Source organism: Enterococcus sp. AZ126 (assembly GCF_051714545.1).
GTDB lineage: Bacteria > Bacillota > Bacilli > Lactobacillales > Enterococcaceae > Enterococcus_L.
The window spans coordinates 609,905-636,372 of record NZ_JBIOSB010000001.1 but is presented as its reverse complement, the minus strand read 5'-3'; the positions used below and the strand labels follow the sequence as shown (position 1 = coordinate 636,372).

The window sequence follows — 26,468 nt, the reverse complement described above, 5'->3', positions numbered from 1 at the left end:
AGTAGTGAAGACATTTCCTGAAAATTTTTTATGGGGCGCAGCAGCTAGCGCACCTCAGACAGAAGGGGGAGCTTTTGAGGGAGGAAAAAGTGCCTCTACTTGGGACAAATGGTTTGAATTAGAGCCAGAGCGATTTAATGCAGAACAAGGCCCAAGCATAACGAGTGATGTTTATCACCGTTATAAAGAAGATATTTTGTTGATGAAAGACATAGGAATGAATTCCTATCGCACATCTATTGCGTGGACGCGTCTACTGCCAGATGGAAAAACGCTTAATCAAGAGGCTGTCACTTTTTACCGGAAGTATTTTACGGCAATGATTGAAAACGGCGTAGAACCAATTATTAACTTGTTTCATTTTGATATGCCTTGGTGGTTGATGGAAAAAGGTGGGTGGGAAGTCAGAGAATCGGTGGATCATTTTGCCTTCTATGCCAAAACAGCCTTTGAGCAATTTGGGGATTTAGTAAAAAAATGGACAACGTTCAATGAACCAATTGTCCATATCGAGTGCGGCTATCTGTCGAATTTCCATTATCCCTGTAAACATGATTTTAAATTGGCTGTTCAGGTAGGCTACCATACGTTGATGGCCCATGTTTATGCAGTAAAAGAATTTCGAAAAGCGGGAATTCCAGATGGCAAAATTGGGATTATTTTAAACATATCCCCAGCATATCCAAAAAGTGATTCACCTGAGGATCTAGAAGCAAAAGAACGAGCAGATCATGTTAATATTTATAGTTTTTTAGATCCAGCAGTTTTAGGGGTTATTCCTGATAAACTGATTGATTTATTTGAAAGAAATGAGTTACTGCCAATGGTTGAAAGTTATGATAGAGAATTGATCGCAGAGAATACAGTTGATTTTGTTGGAATGAATTATTACCAGCCCCTTCGCGTTAAAGCAGCGGTTGATCCCCGTTTTCCAGCAAAAGATCGTAGTGATTTTTATAATGGCTATATTTGGCCAGAACGCAGAATGAATGACTATCGCGGCTGGGAAATTTATCCAGAAGCATTATATGATGTGGCAATGCTGATGAAAGAAAAATACCATAATATTCCTTGGTATGTTTCTGAAAATGGCATGGGTGTAGCGGAAGAAGAACGTTTTACGGATGCAAAAGGACAAATAAAAGATGACTATCGTATTGACTTTGTCAAAGAACACTTAGAGCAGTTACACAAAGGAATCGAAGCAGGAAGTCAATGCTTTGGCTATCATATGTGGACGTTCGTTGATTGTTGGAGTTGGCTCAATGGCTATCGCAATCGCTATGGTTTTTACCGAGTAGATATTGAGAATGACTGCAAACGGACGTTGAAAAAAAGTGGGGCTTGGTACAAGCAATTAATAGAAAATAATGGGTGTTGAGGATGACGATGAGACAAGATATTGAAGAAAATAAACAGACGGAACAAGAGCCTTATGAAGGGCTATCAGAAACGATTAAAGAAAAACTCTCATGGTTTGAAGATCAAAAAATCGGCGTGATTTTTCATTGGGGTCTATATAGTCAAGCTGGTATTGTTGAAAGTTGGCAGTTGTCAGAAGAGGATGAGTGGGCCAGAAAAAAACCATGGAGAGAAGATTTAGCTACGCTAAGAAAAGAGTATTGGGCGCTGAATGAGCAATTTAACCCTACACTCTTTTGTCCAGATGAATGGGCGGAAAAATGTAAAAAAGCCGGATTTCGCTACATGCTTTTTACAACCAAGCATCATGATGGATTTTCTATGTATGATACGAAAGAAAGTACGTTTAAAATGACATCTGACCGGTGTCCGTTTCATTTAAATGAAAAAGCTGATGTATTTCAGGCTATTATGAAAAGCTTTCAAAAAGCAGGGATTGCAACAGGTGCCTACTATTCTAAAGCAGATTGGCATTGCCCTTACTACTGGGTACCAGGTGAGCATGCCCGTGGACGTTACGCTAGCTATGATCCATTGGAAAACCCACAAATGTGGCAAAAATTTGAGGATTTTGTAGAAAATCAATTACTGGAAATCTGTTCTAATTATGGTCCAGTTGATATTTTATGGTTGGATGCCGGGTGGGTCAATGCAAGAAACGAGCAATTGAATATGCCAAAAATTATTGGAAAATTACGTCAGCATCAACCAACTATGTTGGTGGTGGATCGAACGATTGGCGGTGAATTTGAAAACTATGTCACGCCAGAGCGAAAAATACCAGAAATTGCGCCTGAAAAAGTTTGGGAAAGTAATATACCGTTGGCCAATAATTGGGGGTACGTACCAAATGATGTGTATAAACCGTTCTCCACTATTTTAGAAAGTATCCTGAAAATAGTCAGTATGGGTGGTAATGTCATTTTAGGAATCGGACCAAAACCAGATGGTACGTTGCCAAAAGAAGCAGAAGCTATCATGGCTCAACTGGGGGATTTTTTAACCACTTATGGAGAGGGAATCTATGAAAGTCGAGCTATTCCAGAATTATCAATAGACAATTGGTACTTTACAAAAAAAGAACAAGTTATTTATGGATTTAGTTTAGCAAGTCAAGAAAAGCCCGCAATACTAAATATATCTGCATTAAAAGCAGTCTGTTCTATTGCTAAAATTGAAGATCTAAAAACAGGAGTGCTATTGGAAATCACAGATGATCGACTTTCGCTACTTAGTAGTGGACAAGTCATTGGCATAAAAATATATGAGAATGAGATATGTTTGTAGATGGTAAAAATCAAGAAATTCAAGAGTAAAAACTTTTGCTTCTACCGTTTATTTGTATTTAGCGTATTATCTTAGCTTGATAGCTTGAGAAAAATAAAGACTTCTCAGAGGTGAACAACGTGAACAACTATACTTGGATTTGGCAGTATGGAAAGCGATATAAAACAAAAATAGTTCTTTCTTGCTTTTTAGTTTTAGTAAATGCTGCAACGATTGTTGTCTTGCCGATCGTTTCGGGAAAAATCATCGACACTGTTATAGGGAAAAATCAAACACAGCTACTCGTTCCTTTTCTGGCAGTAATGATTGCTGTAACCTTGTTTCGCACAGTGACAGGTTATACGTACCAACTTTTATTTGAGCAAATGGGGCAAAACGTTTTATTTGATTTAAGAGAGGACTTATACAAAAAACTTCAGGAGTTAGATTTTGACTTTTTTAACCATACAAGAGTAGGAGATATCATGGCAAGGATGACAGGAGATACTGATGCGATTCGTCATTTTTTGTCTTGGGTGACATATAATTCTATGGAATGTATCCTTTGGTTTTGCGCAGCAGTTATTGTGATGACCTCGATCAGCTGGCAAATAACATTGGCTTTGCTCGCAATTACTCCAGCAATTTTTATTCTGACTCAGAAAATGTCTAAGGAGGCACACGGAGTATTTTTTGAGATACGTGAAAGTTTCTCCCAAATGAATTCTATGGTCGAAGAAAACATAAGTGGGAATCGAGTCGTCAAAGCCTTTTCAAAGGAAGCCTATGAAATTGACAAATTCAATTCACACAATGAAGATTACAAGCAAAAAAATATGGCCGCTGCCCAAGTATCAAAAAAATATTTAAGTTGGCTGGAAGGTCTGGCGAATAGTTTGACGGGCATCAGTCTATTGTTAGGTGGTTTATTCGTGATTCAAGGGAAAATGACGATTGGTGATTTGGTTGTTTTCAATGGATTTTTATGGATGTTGAATCAACCGATGCGTATGAGCGGTTGGTTGGTGAATGATATTCAACGATTTAATGCATCCAGTATCAAAATTAGAGAGTTATTGAATAGTACTTCAAAGATTGCCGTAACGAATGATAGAATCGAAGAAATCATCGGAGACATTGAATTTGAAAATGTGTCTTTCCATTTTTCTGATAGTCCTGATAAAGAGATTCTTACCGATATATCCTTCAAGGTAAAAGCTGGGCAAACGATAGGGATTTTAGGTGAAACAGGTTCTGGGAAAAGTACGTTGGTGAATTTGATTGCCCGTTTTTATGATCCAACATCAGGGAATGTGCTGATTGATGGAAAAAATGTGAAGGATTATTCGCTTTATCGTATTAGAGAAAGTGTATCAATGGTAATGCAGGATGTCTTTCTTTTTTCTAATACAATAGAAGAAAATATCGGGTTTGGAAGCAACTCAGCAAATCCACAGGATATTCAATTTGTAGCGGATATTGCAGGTGCGCATCAATTTATCCAGAGAATGCCAAAAGGGTATGATACAGTGGTTGGGGAGCGAGGAGTAGGACTCTCTGGAGGACAAAAACAGCGAATATCGTTAGCTCGTGCGTTGGCAAAAGAAGCACCTATCTTGATTTTAGATGACACAACGTCTGCAGTAGATTTGGAAACGGAAGCTAAAATTCAGCAGCAGTTAAAAGACTTTGTGGGGAAAAAAACAATGTTTATCATTGCCCATCGTATCTCGTCTGTTAGAAATGCGGATTTAATACTGGTTCTTGAAAAAGGACGGATCGTTGAACAGGGAACACATGAAGAATTGATTCTAAAAGCCGGTAAATATCAAGAAAATTATATAAAACAACTCGGAGTTAGCTAGAAAGGAGACGACTTTTTTGGCCCGTAATACATTTGAAGAAGATGAAGAGCTTACACAGGCGTTTACTTGGATGCACTACAAACGAATGAACGAATTTCTTGTACCATATAACGGAAAAATGTTGAAGATTTTATTCGTAATCATACTGACAAATTTATTAGGCTTACTTGGTCCATGGTTTACTAAAATCATGATCGACACTGTTATTCCTCAAAAAAATACCCTGTTATTATTGGAATTAAGTGGCATTTTTTTCCTATCGTTGTTTGTTGCTGGTTGGTGTATGCGTTATAAAATCCAGTCGATGACTGAAGTTGGTCAGGATGTACTAAAAGACATGAGATATGCTATTTTCACTCATTTGCAAAGGTTACCATTTTCATATTTTGACAATCGGCCTCACGGAAAAATCTTGATTCGAGTAGTAAATTATATCAATACATTAAGTGATTTATTATCTAATGGTGTATTGAACGTAGTGTCGGATGTTTTTAGTTTATTCATTACCTTGGGTTTTATGTTTATTATGGATATTCGTTTGACATTGTATAGTTTACTATTGTTTCCTGTCCTTATTTTCTTTTCTTTTTTGATAACAAAAAAACAGCGTCTCGCATACCAAGAGCTAAGTAATAAACAATCGAATATGAATGCCTATATACACGAAAGTATTTCCGGAATAAAAGTGACACAATCATTTGCCAGAGAAGAAAAAAATCTGCAGACTTTTACAAAAATCAGCAAAGAAACAAAACAATCATGGATCAAGGCTGTAAAAATTATGTTTAAATTATGGCCCCTTGTCCAAAATATTTCTATGTTGACAATTGCGTTAATCTATTATGTAAGTATTCGCAAAATAGGTGTACAAGTCAGTACAGGAACATTGATTGCTTTTCTAGCGCTGGTGAATAATTTTTGGAATCCGGTCATTAATATTGGCAATTTTTATAATTCGCTGGTGACTGGGACCGCTTATATGGAGCGTATTTTTGAAACAATGGATATCGTGCCTGAGATTCAAGATCTACCGAATGCTCAAGTTATGCCGCCTATTCAGGGAAATGTTGTGTTTGAGCATGTATCATTTAGGTATGAGGAAAAGGAAAGAAAAATTTTGAATGATGTCAGTTTTAAGATTGAAAAAGGGCAAAGTATCGCTCTTATCGGAGAAACGGGTGCAGGAAAAACAACGATCATTAATTTATTAAGTCGGTTTTATGATGTAAGTGAAGGTCAAATAACAATAGATGGTATTGATATTCGGACTGTGACGTTAGCTTCGCTGCGCTCTCAAATGGGCGTTATGCTTCAAGATACCTTTATCTTTTCAGGGACAATTATGGAAAATATTCGTTATGGCCGCTTAGATGCTACGGATGAAGAGGTACAAGAAGCAGCGAAAATCGTTCGTGCTCACAATTTCATTCAAGAGCTAAACGAGGGGTATCAGACAGAAGTAGAAGAGAGAGGAAGCACCTTATCAGTTGGCCAAAGGCAATTGATTAGCTTTGCTAGAACATTATTAGCTAATCCTCAAATCTTGATATTAGATGAAGCAACCTCCAGCATTGATACGAAAACGGAAGAACTGTTGCAAGAAGGTCTACAAGAATTACTAAAAGGTCGGACATCTTTTGTCATCGCCCATCGCTTGTCAACCATTAAAAACAGCGACCAAATTTTTTATGTTAGTGATGGAAAAATCGTTGAAAAAGGAACCCATGAAGAATTAATGAAACTTAAGGGAAAATACTATTATCTTTATCAAGCGCAGGTTGATTTAATCCAAAATGCCTGATTAATAAAAAATCATTCAATTTATACTATCGGCTTAAGTTAAAAAAGGAAAATAAAGTGATTTAGTAACAAAAAAACGAACAGTAAATTGGCTTTTATTCCGATTTATTGTTTGTTTTTTATATACAACTTATGAGCATGAACGTCAATTGAGTTTGGACAGAAAAATTGGGAAAATCAAAGTTAAAATAAATGGTTGCGTTTACAAAAAAACTATGATAATATGAAATCAATTAATAACAGGCATGTGACTGGTAATGCAGGCAGGACCTAAATAAAGCATTTTTCAACAGAAGGAGTCTCACTCTGATGAATGTTTTATTTAGTTTCTGTCTGTTTTTTGCGTAGAGTTTGGCCAATTTTGCGTAACTACTTATAAAGGGGAAATTGTGATGAACTACAAAGAAACTGCTTTGTCGATTCTAAAATTGATTGGCGGAAAAGAAAATATTTCACATCTTGAACACTGCTCAACTCGCTTACGTTTTACCTTAAAAGACAATACATTAGTAGAAACTGAAAAACTTGAAAAAGTAGATGGTGTGATCGGTGTACGTCAAACAGTTCAATGCCAAGTCATTATTGGAAACGATGTTGTTGAAGTTTACGATGAAATGAAGTCTCTATTAGGCGAACTATCTGAAAATGACGGGCCAAAAGAAAAACAAAAATGGGGATCCGTGTTGCTAGATTTTGTCATTTCAATTTTTCAACCACTCATTCCAGCTATAGCTGGCGGAGGCGTATTGAAATCATTGTTGCTATTGGCTTCAGTAACCGGTCTGATGAACGATCAAAGCCAAACGTATCAAATTCTTAATTTAATTGGAGGGGCACCATTATATTTCCTTCCAATATTGGTCGCGATGACAACAGCGAATAAATTAAAAGTAAATCAGCTGGTTGCAGTGTCAGCGGTGGGAGCGTTGATTTTGCCGGAATTAACTACTCTGTTGGCAGACGGGGCAAATTTTCTTGGCTTTAGCATAACCAATATTGCGTACGCGTCACAAGTGTTTCCAGCAATTTTAACGGTGTTGTTTTACGCACAAATGGAAAAGCTATTCACTAAATACTCACCAAAACCAATTCGAATTTTCTTTGTACCAATGATGAGTTTACTGATTACTGTACCGATTGCATTACTTATTTTAGGTCCATTAGGCTACAATGTCGGTACGATTTTTTCAGCGATCATTATTTGGTTATATACACATTTTGGTTGGATTGCGACGGCCGTTTTGGCAGCGATTCTACCATTTATGGTTGTGACTGGGATGCACAAGGCAATGATTCCTTATGCTGTCTCTTCTATGAGTGAAATCGGAGCAGAATTTTTATATCTACCAGCATCTTTAGCACATAATATTGCTGAATCAGGCGCTTGTTTTGCTGTCAGTATTAAAACAAAGGATCAAAAACTACGTTCTACTGCAGTATCTGCCGGGATTTCGGCGTTATTCGGTATCACCGAGCCTGCGTTATATGGGGTGACGATTTTAAATAAACGAGTATTATATAGTGTGATGTTTGCAAGCTTAGTTGGCGGTGGATTTGCAGGAATTATGGCAATCAAAGCGTTTGCTTTAGTTGGACCAGGTTTGGCTAGTATCACAATGTTTGTAGACAAAGCGAATCCAATGAATTTAATTTGGGCGTTTGTTACCGTGGGACTATCTTTTGTAGTCGGTTTTTTATCAGTGTTGGTTGTCTACAAAGATGAAGTAGCATTGGAGAAGGCAGATGGTGTTGAAGGAGTATCTGAAACAGATGCAGAGCAATTGGTCAGTCCAGTTGTAGGAAAAGTTATTGCGTTGACAGAGGTAAATGATGATGTTTTTTCAAGTGGTTTGATCGGTGATGGACTTGCGATAATACCTGAAGATAATATCCTCATTGCGCCAGAATCAGGTGAGATCACTATGGTGTTTGAAACGAAGCATGCCTTAGGATTAAAAACAAGTAATGGCGCAGAAATCCTGTTTCATATTGGGCTCAATACTGTACAACTAGGCGGTGAGGGATTTCAAGCTTTTGTAAAAGTTGGTGATCAAGTGGCTAAAGGACAAAAATTGATAGCGTTTGATTTGGACAAGATCAAAGCGGCTGGATTTGATCCCACGATTGTTTGTGTTGTAACAAATAAAGAATCTTATCAGGTGAAATCTTCTCATCATTCAGAAACAGTGACGAATCAGACCAATGTATTGTCAATTGTACCAATTATATAGATAGAACAGCTTTAAGCGATTTAGTTATAGGATCGAGCTGCTCAGGAAAAGGCTAAACTATGAATGAGACAAAAAGCGTCTCAGACCTAGTTTCCTATTTTCCAGACGAGGCTAAACGAGCTCGTTATGCTTTTACGTTATCTAGCTTCACGAGCTAGCTTCTCAGGAAAAAGATAAACTATGAATGAGACAAAAAGCGTCTCAGACCTAGTTTCCTATTTTCCAGTCGAAGCTAAACGAGCTCGTTATGCTTTTAAATTAGGAGGATATTATGCAAAACAATAAAACATTTCCAAAGGATTTTTTATGGGGTGGCGCAATTGCCGCAAATCAAGTTGAAGGTGGTTGGAACGTTGATGGTAAAGGCTTATCAGTAGCAGATATTGCCAGTTACAAACCTCATGTCGATAACAAAGATTACGCTGCGCATATGGGGATTTCTACTGCAATAATTGAAGATGCGATCGCTGATAAAACAGATAAATGGTATCCCAAACGACGTGGGATAGATTTTTATCATCGTTATAAAGAAGATCTGGCTTTATTTAGCGAACTGGGTTTCAAGACTTTACGTTTATCGATTTCTTGGACAAGACTTTTCCCGACAGGTGAAGAAGAGCACCCAAATGAAAAAGGCATTGCATTTTATCTCGCGGTTTTTAAAGAAATGAAACGCTTAGGTATCAAGCCGATTGTTACGTTATCACATTACGAAATGCCACTCGCACTTAGCATAAAATACAATGGCTGGGTCAATCGTCGCGTGATCGATGATTTTGTTCGTTTTGCAACAGTTTGCTTTGAAGCATTTGGCGAGTATGTAGAGTATTGGCTAACATTTAACGAGATCGATAGCATTCACCGTCATCCTTTTACAACAGCCGGTATCGTGCCAGACAAGTGTACACCAGGAAAAGAAGAACAAGAAATTTACCAAGCGTTGCACCATCAATTTGTCGCTAGTGCTCTTGTTACAAAAATAGCCCATGAGAAAAATACTAACAACAAAGTAGGCTGTATGCTAACTAAATTAATGACTTATCCATTAACTTGTGCACCGATCGATGTCGAATTAACGTTAAAGAAAAATCTTGAAAATAATTTTTATACGGATGTTCAAGTCAAAGGTGAGTATCCTAAAATGATAGAGGCTGCTTTGAAAAATAGAGGGATCACTATTACAATAACGTCAGAAGAACGTCAGATTTTAAAAGAAAATACGGTCGATTTCCTTTCGTTTAGCTACTATATGTCGATGGCAGAATCTGGCGATCCTGAAGCTGAAAGAACACCTGGCAATACCGTTTTAGGTGTTAAAAATCCTTATTTACCTTCAACGGATTGGGGTTGGCAAATCGATCCAAAAGGCTTAAAAATTGCTTTGATTGAATTATATGACCGTTATAATATTCCATTGATGATTGTAGAAAATGGCATGGGATCGGTAGATATTGTGGAAAACGGTGCGATCCATGATCCTTATCGTGTTGACTATTTTAAAGCACATTTCAAACAAATGAAAGAAGCTATCGATGAAGGGGTCGATTTGATTGGTTATACAAGTTGGGCACCAATTGATCTAGTCAGCGCAGGAACATCACAAATGTCCAAACGCTATGGTTTTATATATGTGGATGCTGATGATGAAGGAAATGGCACATATGATCGCTCTAAAAAAGATTCCTTCAATTGGTATCAAGAAGTGATTGCAACAAATGGTGCAAGTTTAGCGTAGTCGTAGACAGGGAGTGGCTCTTAATGATCTTAGTAAAAAAAGTATTGAACTCAAGCGTCGTACTTGTTGAAAAGGATGGACAAGAGATGATTGCTTTGGGCAAAGGGATTGGCTACAACAAAAAAATCGATGATATTATCTCTGATTCTTTAGTAGACAAAATTTTCCTACCGATTGAAGAACAAAAATCTTCTCAATTTGCTGAATTAGTTGATGAAATACCAATACAATTTTTTGAAATCACGAAAGAAATTGTTGCAATCGCTGAAGAAGAATTACCCTACCAATTGAATACCAGCATCTATTTAACTCTTTCAGATCACTTACACTTTGCTGTAGAACGTAGTGAAAAAGGTCTGGTTATTTCCAATCGATTATATTGGGAAATTAAAAATTATTACCCAAAAGAATTTTATATTGGTGAAATGGCTTTAAAACAAATCAAGCAAAAGTACAAGATTGAATTGCCAAATGAAGAGGCGTCGAATATTGCCTTTCATTTGATCAATGCACAATCGAATAAACATGAGGATCAAGATGGCTTAAAAAAAGCCAAACTGGTGGGTACGATCGTTAATATGGTTCGTTATTCCTTGCGTCAAGAAATCGATACGAATTCAATACATTATACACGTTTCATCACCCATGTCCGTTTCTTTGTCGATCGTTTTTTCAGTGAAGGACTGCTTCAGGAAAAAGAAGATGAATTGTATCGCCAAATGTGGTCCCTCTATCCAGGTGCCATGGATAGTGCTACGAAGGTGAAGAATTATATTGATCAAACCTATTCAACACAGATACCAGAAAATGAACTCGTCTATTTAGGTGTCCATATTAATCGTTTAATGAATCATTCAGCGATTGAGAATAACTAGGCTTTTCTCAATAAGTTGAACTTGGTTTGAGGCTCTTAATTATGCTACAAAGAATTCGCAATAGCTGTGTTGAAAGTAAAAGGAATAGATTAGCTATTACTTTACTACCACTTACTTTAATTCGTTTCAGTAATTAAGGAAACTAAAAAATCTGGTCACGTTGAATAATGACGTTGCTAGATTTTTTTTTATCAAAAATATATGCCAATTAAAAATGAACGATAGAACACAATTTTAATTTTTTTAAATAAAACCGTATTCATTATTCTTTTTACTCAAATCCTATTGACAATAAAAGCTATTTGCGTTAATATCAAACAGCATTAGTTACTAATACTATTAGCTATTAGTGGTAGAAAGTAATTATTTTAAAAAAAGGAGGAGTCATATGTCATACGCAGAAAAGGCCGAACAAGAACTTATGCGTCTAATGGTTCAAAATCGACATAGTGCATTTAGCAGACTTGAAAAGAGTAACCAAGGTGAAAGTATCGTTATCAAATTTCTTGAACGTTACGGTGAACCAACTAGTCCAAAGCATCTAGCTGAATCATTGAACCTATCCAGTGCTCGTATTGCAGTTGTTCTAGGTAGTTTAGAAAAAAAGGGTCAAATCGAACGTAAGATGGACCCAGATGATCGTCGTCGTATTAATGTTACGCTAACGGATTGCGGGAAAAAAGCCGCTAAAATTCAAAAAAAAGAAATGCGCGATAAGATTGTTCAAATTTTTAAACTCATGGGAGAAAAAGATACGGCACAGTTCATCGAGCTGACTGCGAAATTCGTAGATTACTCCCAACAAATTTCCCAGAAAGAGGAAGGTGACCAATAGTGAAGATCTTTAAATATCTTGGCAAATACTGGTATGCGGTCATCGCGGTTCTTGTGCTTTTAGTTGTGCAGGCAAGTAGTGATTTAAGCTTACCAAGATTAACATCGGGGATCGTCGATGTCGGTATTCAACAAGGAGGGCTTGAGTACTCCACACCTGAAAAAATCAGGAAAACATCTCTTCAGGGAATCGAAATGTTCATGACAGATGATGAGAAAAAAACAATTGAAGAAAATTATAAACTAACAACTGAAAAAATTGATGGTAAAGAAGTTGAAGTCTATAAATTAAATCTTCAAGATGGGATGACAGAAGCAAAATTAGCAGACATTTTTAACTTACCAATGATGATGCTTGCATCATCCCAATCAAAAGATTCATCGAACGCTAGTGAAGCAAAAGCGATTATAGAAGATTATAAAACAATTGGAGAAGACGCTACTAAGGCCAAGCAACTTGGTGAAGAGGCAACAAGCTTAGGGGAACAAGCCAAAGCTGCAGGTGCCGCTGCCGCTTCTGCTACAGATATCGCGACTGCAACTGAAAAAGGGACTGAAGCACAAGACTTAGCGGCTCAAGCCCAAGCCAAAGGAACTGAAGCCAAAAACTTAGCTGATTCAATCAAGGCAAAGACAGATGCTTTACCTGCCAAAGTCGAAGAAGCTCGTAAAGAGACGAAAAAAAGCTTAGGTGATTTAGGCGCGGATTCTATGAAAACGGTAGGAATTCAATTAACACTAGCCGAATATAAAGCACTGGACATGAATACACAAAAAATTCAAACGGACTATATGATTAAAACAGGAACAGAAATGGTTCTTTTAACTTTCCTTTCCGCTGTAGCAGCAGTCATTGTGGGCTTGATCGCTGCATTAGTTGCTGCATCTGTTGGACGAAACTTGCGTGTGGGTCAATATGAACGTACGCTGCAATTTTCAAATACGGAAATGGATAAATTCTCTCCAGCTTCATTGATTACGCGAAATACCAATGACATTCAACAAATGCAAATGGGAATCGTCATGATCATGCGTATCGTATTATATGCGCCGATCTTAGGTATTGGTGGGATCTACAATGTCTACCGAACTGGAACGGGAATGGGCTGGATCGTCGGTGTAGCTGTGGGTGCTGTTTTAATTTTAGTAATAAGCTTACTTTTAACAACAATGCCGAAGTTTAAAGCCTTACAAAATTTAGTCGATAGAGTGAATTTAGTTTCTCGTGAAATTATTACTGGTTTACCTGTTATTCGTGCTTTTTCACGCGAAAAATTTGAAGAAAAACGTTTTGATGTGGCCAATACTAATTTGATGAAAACTCAATTATTTGTTAACCGGGCGATGTCGATCATGATGCCGATCATGATGCTATTGATGAATGGTATTTCTGTTTTGATCGTTTGGGTCGGTGGACACAATATAAACAACGGTCAACTTCAAGTTGGGGATATGATGGCCTTTATTACCTATACAATGCAAATCGTTATGGCATTTATGATGTTGTCAATGGTATCAATTATTCTACCTCGTGCCAATGTAGCAGCTGGCCGTGTGGAAGAAGTTCTTGAAACAGAACCAACAATCAAAGATCCGAAAAATCCTAAAGATGATCATGAATTTAAAGGTGAAGTGAAATTTGAAGCAGTAGAATTCCGTTATGGTGATGCTGATAAGGACGTGTTACATCACATCAACTTCACAGCAAAACCAGGTCAAACAACAGCCTTGATCGGTTCGACGGGTTCAGGTAAATCAACAATCGTTAATTTGATTCCTCGCCTGTTTGACGTAACAGGTGGACGAATCACGATTGATGGAATAGACATTCGTGATATCAGCTTGCACAAATTGCACGATATTATCGGGTTTGTACCGCAAAAAGGAATCTTATTCTCAGGTGATATTGCATCAAATATTAAATTTGGTGATGCTGATATAACAGATGAACAAATGGAAAAAGCTGCTAAAATTGCACAAGCAGAAGAATTTATTGACTCAAATGAAAAAGGCTATGGCCGAGAAATTTCTCAAGGTGGAACGAACGTTTCTGGTGGACAAAAACAACGTTTATCGATTGCTCGTGCCTTGGCGAAAGATCCTAATATATTGATCTTTGATGATTCATTTTCAGCACTTGATAATAAAACGGATGTAGCCTTACGAAAAGCATTATCTGAAAATATCAAAGGGGCTACACAAATCATTGTCGCGCAAAAAATTTCTACGATTCTTCATGCGGATAACATTATCGTATTGGACGAAGGTCGTATCGTCGATCACGGAACACACGAAGAATTAATGAAGTCATCAACTGTCTATCAAGAAATTGCCCAATCACAATTGAGCAATGCTGAATTAGGCATAGAAGAAGCTGAGTAGGGGGGAGCAAATATAATGGCAGAACAACAACAAAATCGCCCACGTGGCGGTCGCGGCGGCGGTCCTGGACAAATTGCTCCAGTGGAAAAAGCCAAAGATTTTAAAGGAACATTAAAAAAATTAGTCTCTTATATTGGTGCATATAAAATTCCTGTTTTCTTTGTAATGATTTTTGCAATTGCTTCAACCGTCTTTAATATTTGGGGTCCAAAAATCTTATCACAAGCGATCACAGAATTATTCAATGGATTAATCAAAAAGTATCAAGGAACTGGCGGCATCGACTTTAGTAAAATAGGTGGGATCTTACTATTTATGCTGGGGCTTTACCTAGTCGCATCAGCTTTTGGAATTCTGCAAGGCTGGATCATGTCGACGATTTCACAAAAAATCACCTATCGAATGCGTAAAGAAATCTCTGAGAAGATCAATCGCATGCCAATGAATTACTTTGAGAGCCGTACAACAGGTGAAGTCTTATCCCGTATCACAAATGATGTGGATACATTGGGTCAATCATTAAACCAATCGATCACACAACTGATCACCTCCGTCTTCACTATTATTGGAGTCATTATAATGATGCTCTCCATTTCTGTGAAAATGACAGGTATTGCGATTTTGATTGTACCGATTTCAATGCTCTTGATTATGATCGTTGTAAAAAATTCACAGAAATACTTTAAAACACAACAAGAATATCTTGGTGTAATCAATGGTAAGGTCGAAGAAACAATCGGTGGCTATAACATCGTGCGTCTATTCAATGATGAAGAAAACTCTCTTAATGAGTTTAAAAAACAAAATGATGTCTTATTCAAATCAGCGTGGAAATCTCAATTTCTATCTGGTTTGATGCAACCGATCATGAACTTTGTAGGTAACCTTGGTTATGTTGCGGTAGCGATTCTTGGTGGGATCTTAGCGTATAACGGCACGATCACAGTTGGGGACATCCAAGCGTTTATTCAATATGTTCGAAACCTAACACAACCTATTGCTCAATTAGCTCAAGTATCTAACTTGCTTCAATCAATGGCTGCAGCAGCAGAACGTGTTTTTGAATTTCTTGAAGAAGATGAAGAAGATCAAACTGTTCCAAATCCAGTCAAAATCGATAAAGCAAAAGGAATGGTTGACTTTGAACATGTTCGTTTTGGTTACACACCTGATAAAATCATCATCAATGATTTTAGTTCACATGTCGATCCAGGCCAAACAGTTGCCATCGTTGGACCAACTGGAGCTGGTAAAACAACAATGGTTAAATTATTGATGCGTTTTTACGACGTGACTTCTGGTGCGATCAAAATCGATGGACACAATATCAAAGACTTTAACCGTGCAGATTTGCGTAAAAATATTGGGATGGTATTACAAGATACTTGGTTATTTAAAGGAACTATCATGGAAAACCTGCGTTATGGTCGTTTAGATGCAACAGATGAAGAAGTTTATGAAGCGGCCAAAGCTGCACACGTTCATCACTTCATCCAAACATTACCTGGCGGCTATGACATGGAGTTGAATGAAGAATCTTCAAATATCTCTCAAGGTCAAAAACAACTTTTGACCATTGCTCGTGCAATTTTAGCTGACAAACCGATCTTGATACTTGACGAAGCAACATCCTCTGTTGATACAAGAACAGAAGGACTGATTCAAGGTGCGATGAATAACTTAATGGCTGGTCGTACATCATTCGTTATCGCGCATCGTTTATCAACGATCAAAGATGCAGATAAAATTCTTTACATGCAAGACGGTGATATTAAAGAACAAGGAACACATGAAGAATTACTTGCTCAAGATGGCTACTACGCATCACTTTATAACTCACAGTTTGAAGAGGTAGATGAGTAAAATATAGTTAAAAAGAAGCGACGATCAAAACTATTTTGATGTCGTTTCTTTTTATGCAATAGAATGACATTTTCTAAATTCCCTTGGATTTAAATTAAGAAAAAATAAAGACGCTAAAAATAACTTGAAAAAAATGCTTTCTAACGGTATTATTTAGTAAATTAAATAGATAAATAACCTTGTTAGGTGAGGCTCCTATACAAACATAAGCTATTGCGCAGAAACGTCGAAAGACGCCAATGTGTAAAACAGGAATTGTCGAATTAAGGCTTTTCATAAAATAGCTAAGAATTTTCTTTACGTTGTATAGTGCTAAAACTCAGACGATGAGATTGATTGAAAGTCAAACGTCTTAGGAAAAAAATGTTTGGCTTTTTTCTTTTGGTAAATATGGACTTGATTTACTAATTGTGTAACGTCTTATTATCTGCTTGTGTTTTCAAGAGTGTAGTTTGACGAAAAAACGCTGGACTCATGCTTTTATTTGCAAGGCAAGTGAGTTACAGCGTTTTTTATTAGTGTTGTAAATACTGACTTTGAGCTAACAATGTTATTTAATATAAGAATGAAGGGATTTATGACATGTATACGTTGAAAGAAAAAAAAATTACCCCTGCTATTTTGAGTATCTTACTATTTTCAGCATTGACCTTTTTAGTTGTTCAGAATGTTCCATGGTTTAATCAATTAGATGCAGCGATCTATCAATTTAATTGGAAACCAAATGAGACAATGACAACTATTGTAAATTTATTCGCTAAAACTGCGACAATCGGGCCGATTTTTATTATAAGCTTGATAGTAGCATTTACTCTTTGGCGAAAAAAGAAAACATTACTGGCATTTTGGATGATCAGCAATGTTTTCGTGGTGAGTGCATTTGGATTTATATTTAAACATCTGGTGGCTCGACCAAGACCTAATGTGAATCAATTAGCAGAAAGAACCTCTTATAGTTTTCCTAGCGGTCATTCGCTTTTAGCTATGTGTTTGGCGTGTTCAATTATTTTGATTGCACAAACGATTTATCCAAAGCAATACAAAAAGATAAAGATTGCCTTGATCATTTATGTGCTTTTAATTGGATTAAGTCGAATTTATTTAAGAGTTCATTATCCAAGCGATGTGATTGCAGGTTTTTCATTAAGCTTTGCATGGGTGAATCTTTCCTATATTTGTCTTTATAAGTTTTATATCAACAGAGAATTTTCGACATCAGATGCTAAAAAAAGATTTATACAAAGAACGATTTTAGGTGTTCTGACATTCGTGTTACTTATCGTTGCTGGAGCTTCTGCCTATGGAGCTTCCGTATTTAAAAATGTTCAAAAAACAGCCGATAAAATATACCAACCACTGAACCGAGAAACCAAACCTGTAAAACTCGGAAATAGTGAACCTGTTAGTTTTTTACTACTAGGTATCGCAAATGATTCAAAGCGTAAAACGGATTTTCGGGCCAATACGATTATGGTTGTGACCGTCAATGATCAATTAAAAAAGACGACAATTACAAGTATCCCCAGAGACGCATATGTAGAGATTGTTGGAAAAGAGGGTGTGTATGATAAAATCAATCATGCGCATTCATTTGGCGGTGATGAAATGATGATCGATACGGTCGAGCATTATTTAGATATCCCGATCAATCATTATTTCGTTATCAACATGGATGGTTTAGCTGCATTGAGTGATGCTGTGGGTGGTGTCACAGTGAATAATGATTTTGAGTTTGACGCAGAAGGAATTCATTATCCACAAGGAGAACAACATTTAGGTGGCTGGGAAACATTACAGTATGCAAGAATGCGCTATGAAGATCCCTTAGGTGATTATGGCAGACAAAAGAGACAGCGGGAAGTAACGATTCAGTTGACGAAAGAATTGATGTCAATGAAGAGTGTTTTTCGTTACCAAGAGTTATTGGATGTCATTGGTGACAATGGACAAACAGATATGACATTGGATCAAATGATGTTATTGATGAAAAATTATCAAAAAGCCCTAGACAACATCGAAAGTTACCAAATGCAAGGGGAAGGTTTTACAGGAGATGGGTATACTGGTGAAGAAGGTATTTCTTATCAAAGCATTCCAGAAGAAGAAAAAGAAAAAGTTATCAAACAATTAAAAACACAATTGAATTTAGAGTAATTCCCTATAGGAATGGAACGTATTCAACTTCGGATTGTCAAATGACTTTCACTTTTGATATAATTTGACATATAGAAGTGGAGGAATGTAAGTATGATAAAAATAGCGATTATCGGGTACGGGAACCTGGGACGTGGCGTTGAACTATCTATAAAACAAAATAAAGATATGGAATTAGTCGGCATCTTTACAAGAAGAGCTCCTGAAACAGTCCAAACACAAGGAGGTCAAGCGTTTACTATGGACCAACTCAAAGATAAAAAAGCTGAGATCGATGTCTGTATATTGTGTGGGGGATCAGCAACTGATTTACCGATCCAAACCCCTGAATGGACGCAGTTATTTAATACTGTTGATAGTTTTGATACACATGCTAAAATACCTGAACATTTTGCAAAAATAGATCAAGTGGCTAAAGAAAATCAAACAACCTCAATTATCTCAACTGGTTGGGACCCAGGGTTATTCAGTTTGAATCGCTTATACGCACAAAGTATTTTGCCGGTTGGACAGACGAGTACTTTTTGGGGAAAAGGCGTTAGCCAAGGACATTCTGATGCATTAAGACGAATAAAAGGCGTAGCAGATGCTGTTCAATATACGATTCCAAATAGTGAAGTCATCGAAAAATTGAAATCGGGTGAACAACTAAATTTGACAACTCGAGATAAACATAGTAGAGAATGTTTTGTTGTACTTGAAACAGGCGCAGTTGAAGAAAAGATCTATGAGGAAATTGTTTCGATGCCTAACTATTTTGCTGATTATGATACTGAGGTTCATTTTATTTCAAAAGATGAGCTAGATCGTGATCACAAGACCATGCCGCATGGGGGAACAGTTTTGCATACTGGGCGAACGAATGAAAAGACGAAACAAGTGATCGAATATAATTTACAACTTGAAAGTAATCCTGAATTTACCGCAAGTGTACTGGTAGCTTATGCTAGAGCGTGTGTTCGTTTGTCTAAGGAAAAACAATTTGGTGCTTATACAGTTTTTGATATTGCGCCTAAGTACCTCTCTAATCAGACAGATGAGGAATTAAGAAGAGAACTATTATAAGTCTAAAAGATAAAAAAGAATGGCAAAGCAAAACCTAATAAGTTTTGTTTTACTATTCTTTTTTTTTATTTCGTATCATGCGACAGGATGTGAAAGAATAACAAGCTCATTATCCTCTATACTAAGAATATGAAGTTAGTATAGCCGTTATCAATGTATAAAAAAGAAAGGACAGACATATGGCTTGGATCAAATACGGTAAGATTGGTTCTTTTATTCTTGGAATGAGCTTTATTGGACTAGCCATATTTACTTTTGAAAACCCAGTAACCGTTTTAAGACTACTCGTTATATTCTTTTCAATCGTCCTCATTCTAAAAGGAATATTTGAACTTTATTCAGATAAAAATATGAAACAATGGAGTGGTTATTATTCTAATTTGATTGCGTTGATCGGAATCATTGATCTTTTAATTGGTACCTTCTTTTTTTCTCATTTGACACTGGGAATGTTTGTACTACCATTTGCCTTTGCTACTTGGTTGATTCTTTTTTTTAGCATACGTTGCTTTAGAATAGTTGAGGCAAAAGAGTTAAACACTGTTTATCGAAACTCCTTATTCGTAGTAAATAGCTTAGGGATAATCATCGGCTTTCTTTTTTTATTTAATCCTACAATCTCAGCCTTGACACTTATCTTTTGGATTGGGATTAGTTTTTTATTATTTGGAATAACCAGATTGAAATATGCAATGAACAAAAATTAAAATGCGCCAAATTGAAAGGAGTATCAAAACCATGCTATATAATGAAAATAAAGAATTTGAAGTGATTGCTCGCATTGCAAAAATTATAGAAATACTGGATGTGGAAGTAGAATATATAAAAGAAAACGAAGAAACGAGTAAAAGACGAAGTATGAAACTTTGGTTCGAAGAGAAAAAAGCAATATATGAAGTGAAACGAATTTTACATGAAATCAATTATTATAAAGAATACAACGAAGAAGAATCTGAGCAAATTGTAAAAGGATACTTGGCACAAATTCTAGCAATCAACGAGTAATAGAAAATAAAATGAGTCAAAACAGCTATTCATTCTACTAAATGAATGACTGTTTTGACTCATTTTTTTCTTTAGAAGCGCTATTTTTTCTTGGAGTTAAACACTGCTGTCTCAATCTCAATTTGTTATAAACTAAGAAGAAGGTTGGGTTTTCGCCAGTGCAACTAATCTGAGCTTCCGTTCAATTTCGATAAAGTCTCTTAATTTAATTGGGAAATCAAACAAGTGTACTTTATACGTAAAACGTTGTTCTTCCATAGTTGTATTCGGAATATTTGTAAGGATAATATCCGATTGGTGAAGTACTTGATCTTTTTGAAATTGAATATTGAAATCATATTTAAATCGATCATTTATTTTTGTCATAATATTTTGCTTAACAAAAAATGGTAAGTCACTATCTAAAAATATTCTAATCGCTGGTTCATAATAATTAAGTGGCGAAATTGAGGAGAACAGTAACAAATATTTTTGTATGAGGAATTCTTTTTCCAAAAACAAAACATGGCCACTTTCTTTGTATAATTGTTGAATAAAATAACTTAAATTTTCTTTTAAAGTTGGGTAATCATAATCCGTCTCTTTTGAAATTTGATGGCCATCAATATCAACATGAAGCTGATTAAATACTTTGCAATAAAGATGAGCACAAAAACTTGTTAGAAAAAAACGATCCTTTAACTCCTCAGGAATCGCTATAAGTCGTTCATGAAAACGATCGACAAATAATTTTGTAGCATTGAAAATATCGGACTGGCATTTCTCATGATAAGAAAATATTCGATGTCTTAAATCATCAGACTCAAAAACTTTAATCTTCATTTGCAACAGTAATACATAAAAATAAATCTCAGATTCTACATGAATATGGTATTCATCTGCTACATCTGCCAATAAAGGTAATGTTTGTAATAAGCCTTGAATATTGACATAATTTTTCCAATCGGGTTCTAATTTAATAATGTGATTTTTTCTAAAACGGATTAAATTCACTGCAAGCATATAAGCCATTTGTTTTCGATGGACATTAGAAAAATTTATTTTGTATATGTTTGAAAAACGATCAACTGTATTATAAACTTTTAGTTGATCAATCGCATCAAATGGCCAAGTGACCCCTTTAAATGTTACCCAGCCAATTATATACGTAATAATTCTGATTTTCTTTTCTTCACCTTCTAGTTTAAAAGTGCTGCGGGATAATGACAGGTCATATAAACTTAGAAATTGTTTGATTTTCTTTAAACTTTTACGAACTGAGTTTTCGCTAACAAAATACGTCATAGCATATTTCTTTACGGAATAAAATTCTTCAAACAGGATCTTTTTCAGCACTTGCATTGTTTCATCGTTACTTAAAAGATAGGTCTTGAACTCCATATAGTTACTTCCTGATTGCGTTTCAAGTTGTATGCCATTATATTTTTCGTAGTTTATTTGAATATAATTATCTTTTACTTCATTATATTGAGCAACAGCATCTTCCAATTGATGGATATATCGTTGAACCGTTCGTTCTACCATACTTAATCGTATGCTCAACTCACTGACGCTGTACCAGTTATGGCTTTCTGAAATAATCTCAAGTAAATTTAACATCACCTTATTAGGTTCTTCTAGTAAGTCAAAAATGTCATCTTCCATATTGTGATCCTCCTACCCTATCTAGAACTAAGAGTTTAGTTACTACTAATGTACCATTTATTTAAGAAAAAAGGTAATTAGGACCCTTATTCTCAAATTTTTTTCATAAAAATAGTCAACGTAAAATGCAGATATTGATAAACAGAGGTTGCTTTACTTTTTAAACTTTTCATGGTACTCTAATTTCGTTATCTCTAAAGAGGATAACCTCAAAAAATTAAATAGAACCCATCACAAAGGGGAGCCATGGCTGAGAATGAGTAATAACTCTAAACCCTTGAACCTGTTCGTTAGTACGAGCGTAGGAATTGTGATGGAGTAAATAGATACTTTTACTCCTCCTTTGTGAATTGGTCGTTCTACAAGGAGGAGTTTTTTTATGCAAAGAACATCAGAATTACGTGTTTGGATCGAAGGCACGATCGTTGCTGCAATCGCAATGGTTTTGTCATTTGTTCCAACGAATATCGGGAGTAGTTTTTCAATATCACTGGGCATGATTCCAATCACTCTTTATGCGTTACGAAGAGGAGCCAAAGCAGGATTCTTTTCTGCGTTTATCTGGGGTTTGTTGCATTTTCCAACGGCGCAAGTCTATTATTTGATGCCTGTTCAAGTGATCATTGAGTATATTTTGGCTTTTGGTTTTGCAGGATTTGCAGGAATTTATAGTGGAAAGTTGCAACAAACGATCAGAGCTAAAGACTACAGGAAGAGTAGTCGGATTATTATTTATGCTTCTTTTTTTGGTACGCTTATGCGTTATTTTTGGCATTTTATTGCGGGCATTATATTTTGGGGAAGCTTTGCGCTTTGGGGCATGAATCCTTGGTTATTCTCACTTGTGATGAATGGGGCAAGTGGCTTAGCTACAGCAATCGTAACTGCAGTTGTCTTATTGTTACTACTTAAAATCAATCCTACTTTATTTATTCCTACAAATATGTCACGAATGAGTCAGCATGACAATAGTGTTGACTAGTATGATTTAAATGGGGAGATAGTTAAGTGATCTAAGCTAGAACATACAATGTTTTAGCTTTTTTTATTTTGATGAAACCTATCGGGGATTTTTTTACACTATTAGGGTGAAGAGGTGAGGAAATGGGGAAGTTTAGCTATTCAGAGCTTTCATTGATCAAAAAAGCAATCAACGGAGACATAAACGCATTAGGGAAAGTTTTACGTAAAAATCATGAGTACATTTACAAAATGGCCTACATCTATATAGGCAACAAAGAAGATGCATTGGATATTATGCAAGAAGCATCGATCCAATCGATGAAATGGATCCATACATTGAAAGAACCTAGCTATTTTTTAACTTGGTTTTGTACGATTATGGCAAGGCTAGCCAGTAAACTAATCAATCAAAAAATCCAAATACGCAGGTTGCAAAACAATCCAGAATTTGAAGAATCAGCAGATTTATCAAAAAACAAAAATCAAGCTATTGATGTGTTAAAAGCTGTCACAACCTTAGAAGATAAATATCGTTTGATTTTACAGTTATTTTATTACCAAGATTTCTCAGTCAAGGAAATCAGTGAGCTCTTAACAATGCCTGAAGGAACCGTTAAAACTAATTTAAAACGAGGACGTGACGCACTGAAAAAATCTTTAGGGGAGGATTATTATGTCTGATAACGAGAAAAAGATTTTACAAAAAGCAATGAAACAAATCGAAGTGCCAGAAGAAGCACTTACTGCATTAGAAATAGGAGCTGGCCAAAGAAAAAATAGAGCACGCAACTTTCGACACAAATGGGGAGAAATCATTTTATCTATTGTGGTGATCGCCTGTTTTATTCTTTTTGGCACTAACATGTGGTCAAAAGCTAAAGAAAACAACAAACTAAGTACTTCAGCTTCAACTGAGAGAACAAAAGAAGTGCCAGCGAATACTTTACAATCAACGAAATATTGGAAAGTTCAAAATGAAGAGAACTATTACAGTTTTAGTCATGATCAGGTGCGAATAATAGAACACTATTTTTCCCCCTTTACACACAAATACAGTTTTAAAGACAACCAATTAGATATTGTATATGACACGTTTAATGAAAATGATGATCCGATAGAAGAAATTCATTCTTATCAAGTAGAGAAAAGTGGTAGTAACTTAGTATTAGAACCGGAACGTGCCGAGGACAAACGTCTTATTTTAGAACCACACAATGAAGAAATTTTTCCATATAAAGAAGAAACAATCAAAAAACTTAAACCAGCTATCGATCCAGACTTAACGAAATATTCTTCATGGACATCAACGATCAAGGGGAATCGTCAAAATAGTACGCTAATGTTTGATGGATTTCTTATGAAAGAACGTATTGATGGGGAAGAAAGCTGGATAACTTGGACCTATGAAATAAAGGGAAATCATTTGGTAGTGAATTATGGTGGGTATACAATAAGTCATGATATGTATTGGGATGGTGATACTATTATTTTATGGCAGGTATCTAACTCACTTACAAAATCGGATGATAAGGAAGAATATAAAGAAGAGATTATTACGATTCTTCAGCCGAATAGATAATTTTCTTGCAGTAATTAATATATATTGTTATAATTAAATTGCCTTCAAATAAACGGTGTGAAGGGGATAATGTTTGAAACTGTCAAGCGCTTTGCCATAATAATTAACGTGGCTAGTCTTGTGTAAGGTTACTAGAATTCTTAAGACTATTCTTAATAATCCTATTAACCAGCAATAATTTGAGAAAACTGTTGAGAAAGTGATTTCCACGGTGATACCTCCTAAGTTATTCAATAAGGTTTCAACTACATTATACATTAAATGTTAGTAATCCTCTAACCAATCTAGTTGCTTTTTCACGGTCATAGACTAGATTTATGGTCATGCTGATGGACAAAATTATTTTGTGTATTAGCGAGGTAGAAGAAGTTGCAATTTAAGGGGTTAGCTTAAAACTTCTTCTACTCCAATTAGGATGTGTGTAAATTATGAAAATTATTTTTGATGAAAAAAAATATAAAACTAAACGATATCTGCATTTTGGAAAACGAGTTGGTATAAAATCTGTTAAAAACTATGTGAAAGATCCTTTTAAGATATCTTCCCATGGTTTTTTACCGTTCATTCGTTTTAGTACTAGTTTTAGTAGGTACTATGAAGATGAATCCATTTTTGATGGTCGTCCTATAAAGAAAAAGAAAAGAAATATTATGTATGCGAGTCACTTAGATAACTATATTTATAGATATTATGGTGATCATTTGAACATTCAATATGATAAATGGATGAGTGATAACAAAATTGATGAGGTTTCTATTGCTTACAGAGATAATAAGAAAGGCTACTCAAACATTCATTTTGCTGCTGAGGTAATTAATTATGTTAGTGAATTTGAGAGCTGTTATATTTTTGTAGGAGACTTTGAAAAATTTTTTGATACACTAAATCATACTATTTTAAAAAATAGAGTTAAAGAAATTATGGGAACAGATACTTTGAGTAAAGATTGGTATCGTGTATTTAAATCTATTACCAGATATTCCTACTATAATAAAACCTTTCTAAGAAAAAAAATACACTTAACGGATAAAGAAGTGAAAAAACAAAATAGAACAAGATATTTTGGTTCAGTTAAAGAATTTCAAGAATTCAAGCAAAAGTATCCACCTAATATAAACAAAAGTGGTATTGGTATTCCGCAAGGTAGTGCAATTAGTGCTGTGTTTGCAAATGTTTATTCAACCCATTTTGACAAACAGATTTCTGAAAAAGTGTCTATTCTAAGTGGTATTTATCGTAGATATTCTGATGATTTCATCATTATAATTCCTTTATCAAAAATCAATATTGCTGATTTTTTTAAGCTTTCTAGTGAAATTCATCTTATGGCACAAGATTTAAGCTTAAGTATGAATGAAGGCAAGACAAAGTTGTTAAAATATGAAAATAATAGTATAAAAGATTTAAAGAATAACGAAGAAAAAAGTAATCTTGATTATTTAGGGTTTGTTTTTGATGGAATAAATGTAAGAATGAGAGGAAGAAGTCCTCATAAATTTTACAGAAAAGCCTATAAGTTAGCTGAAAAAGCTGGAAAAATACAAGAGAAAAAGGAGTTAAAAAAACCACCTTATAGAAAAATGATGTATCGAGTATTTAGTGACAAGTCAAAAAATAGGGATAAAGGCTTCGGAAATTTTATAACTTATGCTGAAAAATGCCAGAAAGAATTTGATACTTTATCTCCACAAACAAATAATTTAATGATGCAACAGATACGAAACAGAAGAAAAAAGGTTGAAAAAGCTTTTGGAATTAAAATTAATCAAAGATAAACTCACAAAC

The 26,468-nt window shown here is 35.5% G+C and carries 19 protein-coding genes and 2 riboswitches; of the genes, 18 read left to right on the top strand and 1 reads right to left on the bottom strand.

The window, feature by feature from the left end:
- The first annotated feature begins 4 nt into the window (after positions 1-4).
- From IGI43_RS03055 to IGI43_RS02990, 14 genes are all read left to right on the top strand, one after another.
- On the top strand, positions 5-1,381 hold the full coding sequence (locus tag IGI43_RS03055) for a glycoside hydrolase family 1 protein (protein ID WP_438756365.1): 1,377 nt from the start codon (positions 5-7) through the stop codon (positions 1,379-1,381).
- 8 nt (positions 1,382-1,389) lie between these two features.
- Entirely contained in the window at positions 1,390-2,709 is a 1,320-nt protein-coding gene (locus tag IGI43_RS03050; protein WP_438756364.1) for an alpha-L-fucosidase, read from the top strand.
- 119 nt (positions 2,710-2,828) lie between these two features.
- Complete coding sequence (locus tag IGI43_RS03045) at positions 2,829-4,553, top strand: ABC transporter ATP-binding protein (protein WP_438756363.1); 1,725 nt, start codon at positions 2,829-2,831, stop codon at positions 4,551-4,553.
- A gap of 16 nt (positions 4,554-4,569) precedes the next feature.
- Positions 4,570-6,354, top strand: coding sequence for an ABC transporter ATP-binding protein (locus tag IGI43_RS03040; RefSeq protein WP_438756362.1), 1,785 nt, complete (start codon positions 4,570-4,572; stop codon positions 6,352-6,354).
- Positions 6,355-6,745: 391 nt separating this feature from the next.
- On the top strand, positions 6,746-8,584 hold the full coding sequence (locus IGI43_RS03035; RefSeq protein ID WP_438756361.1) for a beta-glucoside-specific PTS transporter subunit IIABC: 1,839 nt from the start codon (positions 6,746-6,748) through the stop codon (positions 8,582-8,584).
- A gap of 271 nt (positions 8,585-8,855) precedes the next feature.
- Entirely contained in the window at positions 8,856-10,319 is a 1,464-nt protein-coding gene (locus IGI43_RS03030; RefSeq protein WP_438756360.1) for a glycoside hydrolase family 1 protein, read from the top strand.
- Positions 10,320-10,342: 23 nt separating this feature from the next.
- Positions 10,343-11,194, top strand: coding sequence for a PRD domain-containing protein (locus IGI43_RS03025; RefSeq protein ID WP_438756359.1), 852 nt, complete (start codon positions 10,343-10,345; stop codon positions 11,192-11,194).
- A 388-nt stretch (positions 11,195-11,582) separates the two neighbouring features.
- A complete protein-coding gene (locus IGI43_RS03020; RefSeq protein WP_438756358.1) occupies positions 11,583-12,029 on the top strand; it encodes a MarR family winged helix-turn-helix transcriptional regulator in 447 nt (148 codons plus the stop codon).
- Positions 12,029-14,410, top strand: a complete 2,382-nt coding sequence (locus IGI43_RS03015) for an ABC transporter ATP-binding protein (protein ID WP_438756357.1) — start codon at positions 12,029-12,031, stop codon at positions 14,408-14,410. The genes IGI43_RS03020 and IGI43_RS03015 overlap by 1 nt, the downstream gene beginning before the upstream one ends.
- Positions 14,411-14,425: 15 nt before the next feature.
- Entirely contained in the window at positions 14,426-16,273 is a 1,848-nt protein-coding gene (locus IGI43_RS03010) for an ABC transporter ATP-binding protein (protein ID WP_438756356.1), read from the top strand.
- A 171-nt stretch (positions 16,274-16,444) separates the two neighbouring features.
- Positions 16,445-16,611, top strand: a riboswitch (M-box (ykoK) riboswitch).
- Between the two features lie 244 nt (positions 16,612-16,855).
- Positions 16,856-18,427: a phosphatase PAP2/LCP family protein gene (locus IGI43_RS03005; RefSeq protein WP_438756354.1), complete on the top strand. Its 1,572-nt coding sequence runs from the start codon at positions 16,856-16,858 to the stop codon at positions 18,425-18,427.
- Positions 18,428-18,520: 93 nt separating this feature from the next.
- Positions 18,521-19,492: a diaminopimelate dehydrogenase gene (locus tag IGI43_RS03000; protein ID WP_438756353.1), complete on the top strand. Its 972-nt coding sequence runs from the start codon at positions 18,521-18,523 to the stop codon at positions 19,490-19,492.
- 179 nt (positions 19,493-19,671) lie between these two features.
- Positions 19,672-20,199: an HdeD family acid-resistance protein gene (locus IGI43_RS02995; RefSeq protein ID WP_438756352.1), complete on the top strand. Its 528-nt coding sequence runs from the start codon at positions 19,672-19,674 to the stop codon at positions 20,197-20,199.
- Between the two features lie 31 nt (positions 20,200-20,230).
- Positions 20,231-20,497 carry a hypothetical protein gene (locus tag IGI43_RS02990; RefSeq protein ID WP_438756349.1) on the top strand — a complete coding sequence of 89 codons (267 nt, stop codon included), beginning with the start codon at positions 20,231-20,233 and terminating at the stop codon, positions 20,495-20,497.
- Between the two features lie 132 nt (positions 20,498-20,629).
- Here IGI43_RS02990 and IGI43_RS02985 read toward each other — a convergent pair whose 3' ends face one another.
- The gene (locus IGI43_RS02985) at positions 20,630-22,141 is read right to left on the bottom strand and encodes a helix-turn-helix domain-containing protein (protein WP_438756347.1); all 1,512 of its coding nucleotides are present in this window, start codon (positions 22,139-22,141) and stop codon (positions 20,630-20,632) included.
- A gap of 227 nt (positions 22,142-22,368) precedes the next feature.
- A riboswitch (TPP riboswitch) is annotated at positions 22,369-22,466 on the top strand.
- Positions 22,467-22,520: 54 nt separating this feature from the next.
- Between IGI43_RS02985 and thiT the strand changes: the two genes are divergently transcribed.
- The 4 genes from thiT to IGI43_RS02965 all read left to right on the top strand — a co-directional run bounded on the left by thiT (position 22,521) and on the right by IGI43_RS02965 (position 26,458).
- Positions 22,521-23,123 carry an energy-coupled thiamine transporter ThiT gene (thiT, locus tag IGI43_RS02980; RefSeq protein WP_438756345.1) on the top strand — a complete coding sequence of 201 codons (603 nt, stop codon included), beginning with the start codon at positions 22,521-22,523 and terminating at the stop codon, positions 23,121-23,123.
- Positions 23,124-23,245: 122 nt separating this feature from the next.
- Complete coding sequence (locus IGI43_RS02975; RefSeq protein WP_438756343.1) at positions 23,246-23,785, top strand: sigma-70 family RNA polymerase sigma factor; 540 nt, start codon at positions 23,246-23,248, stop codon at positions 23,783-23,785.
- Complete coding sequence (locus IGI43_RS02970; RefSeq protein WP_438756342.1) at positions 23,778-24,683, top strand: hypothetical protein; 906 nt, start codon at positions 23,778-23,780, stop codon at positions 24,681-24,683. The genes IGI43_RS02975 and IGI43_RS02970 overlap by 8 nt, the downstream gene beginning before the upstream one ends.
- Positions 24,684-25,111: 428 nt before the next feature.
- The gene (locus tag IGI43_RS02965; RefSeq protein WP_438756340.1) at positions 25,112-26,458 is read left to right on the top strand and encodes a reverse transcriptase domain-containing protein; all 1,347 of its coding nucleotides are present in this window, start codon (positions 25,112-25,114) and stop codon (positions 26,456-26,458) included.
- Positions 26,459-26,468: the final 10 nt, after the last annotated feature.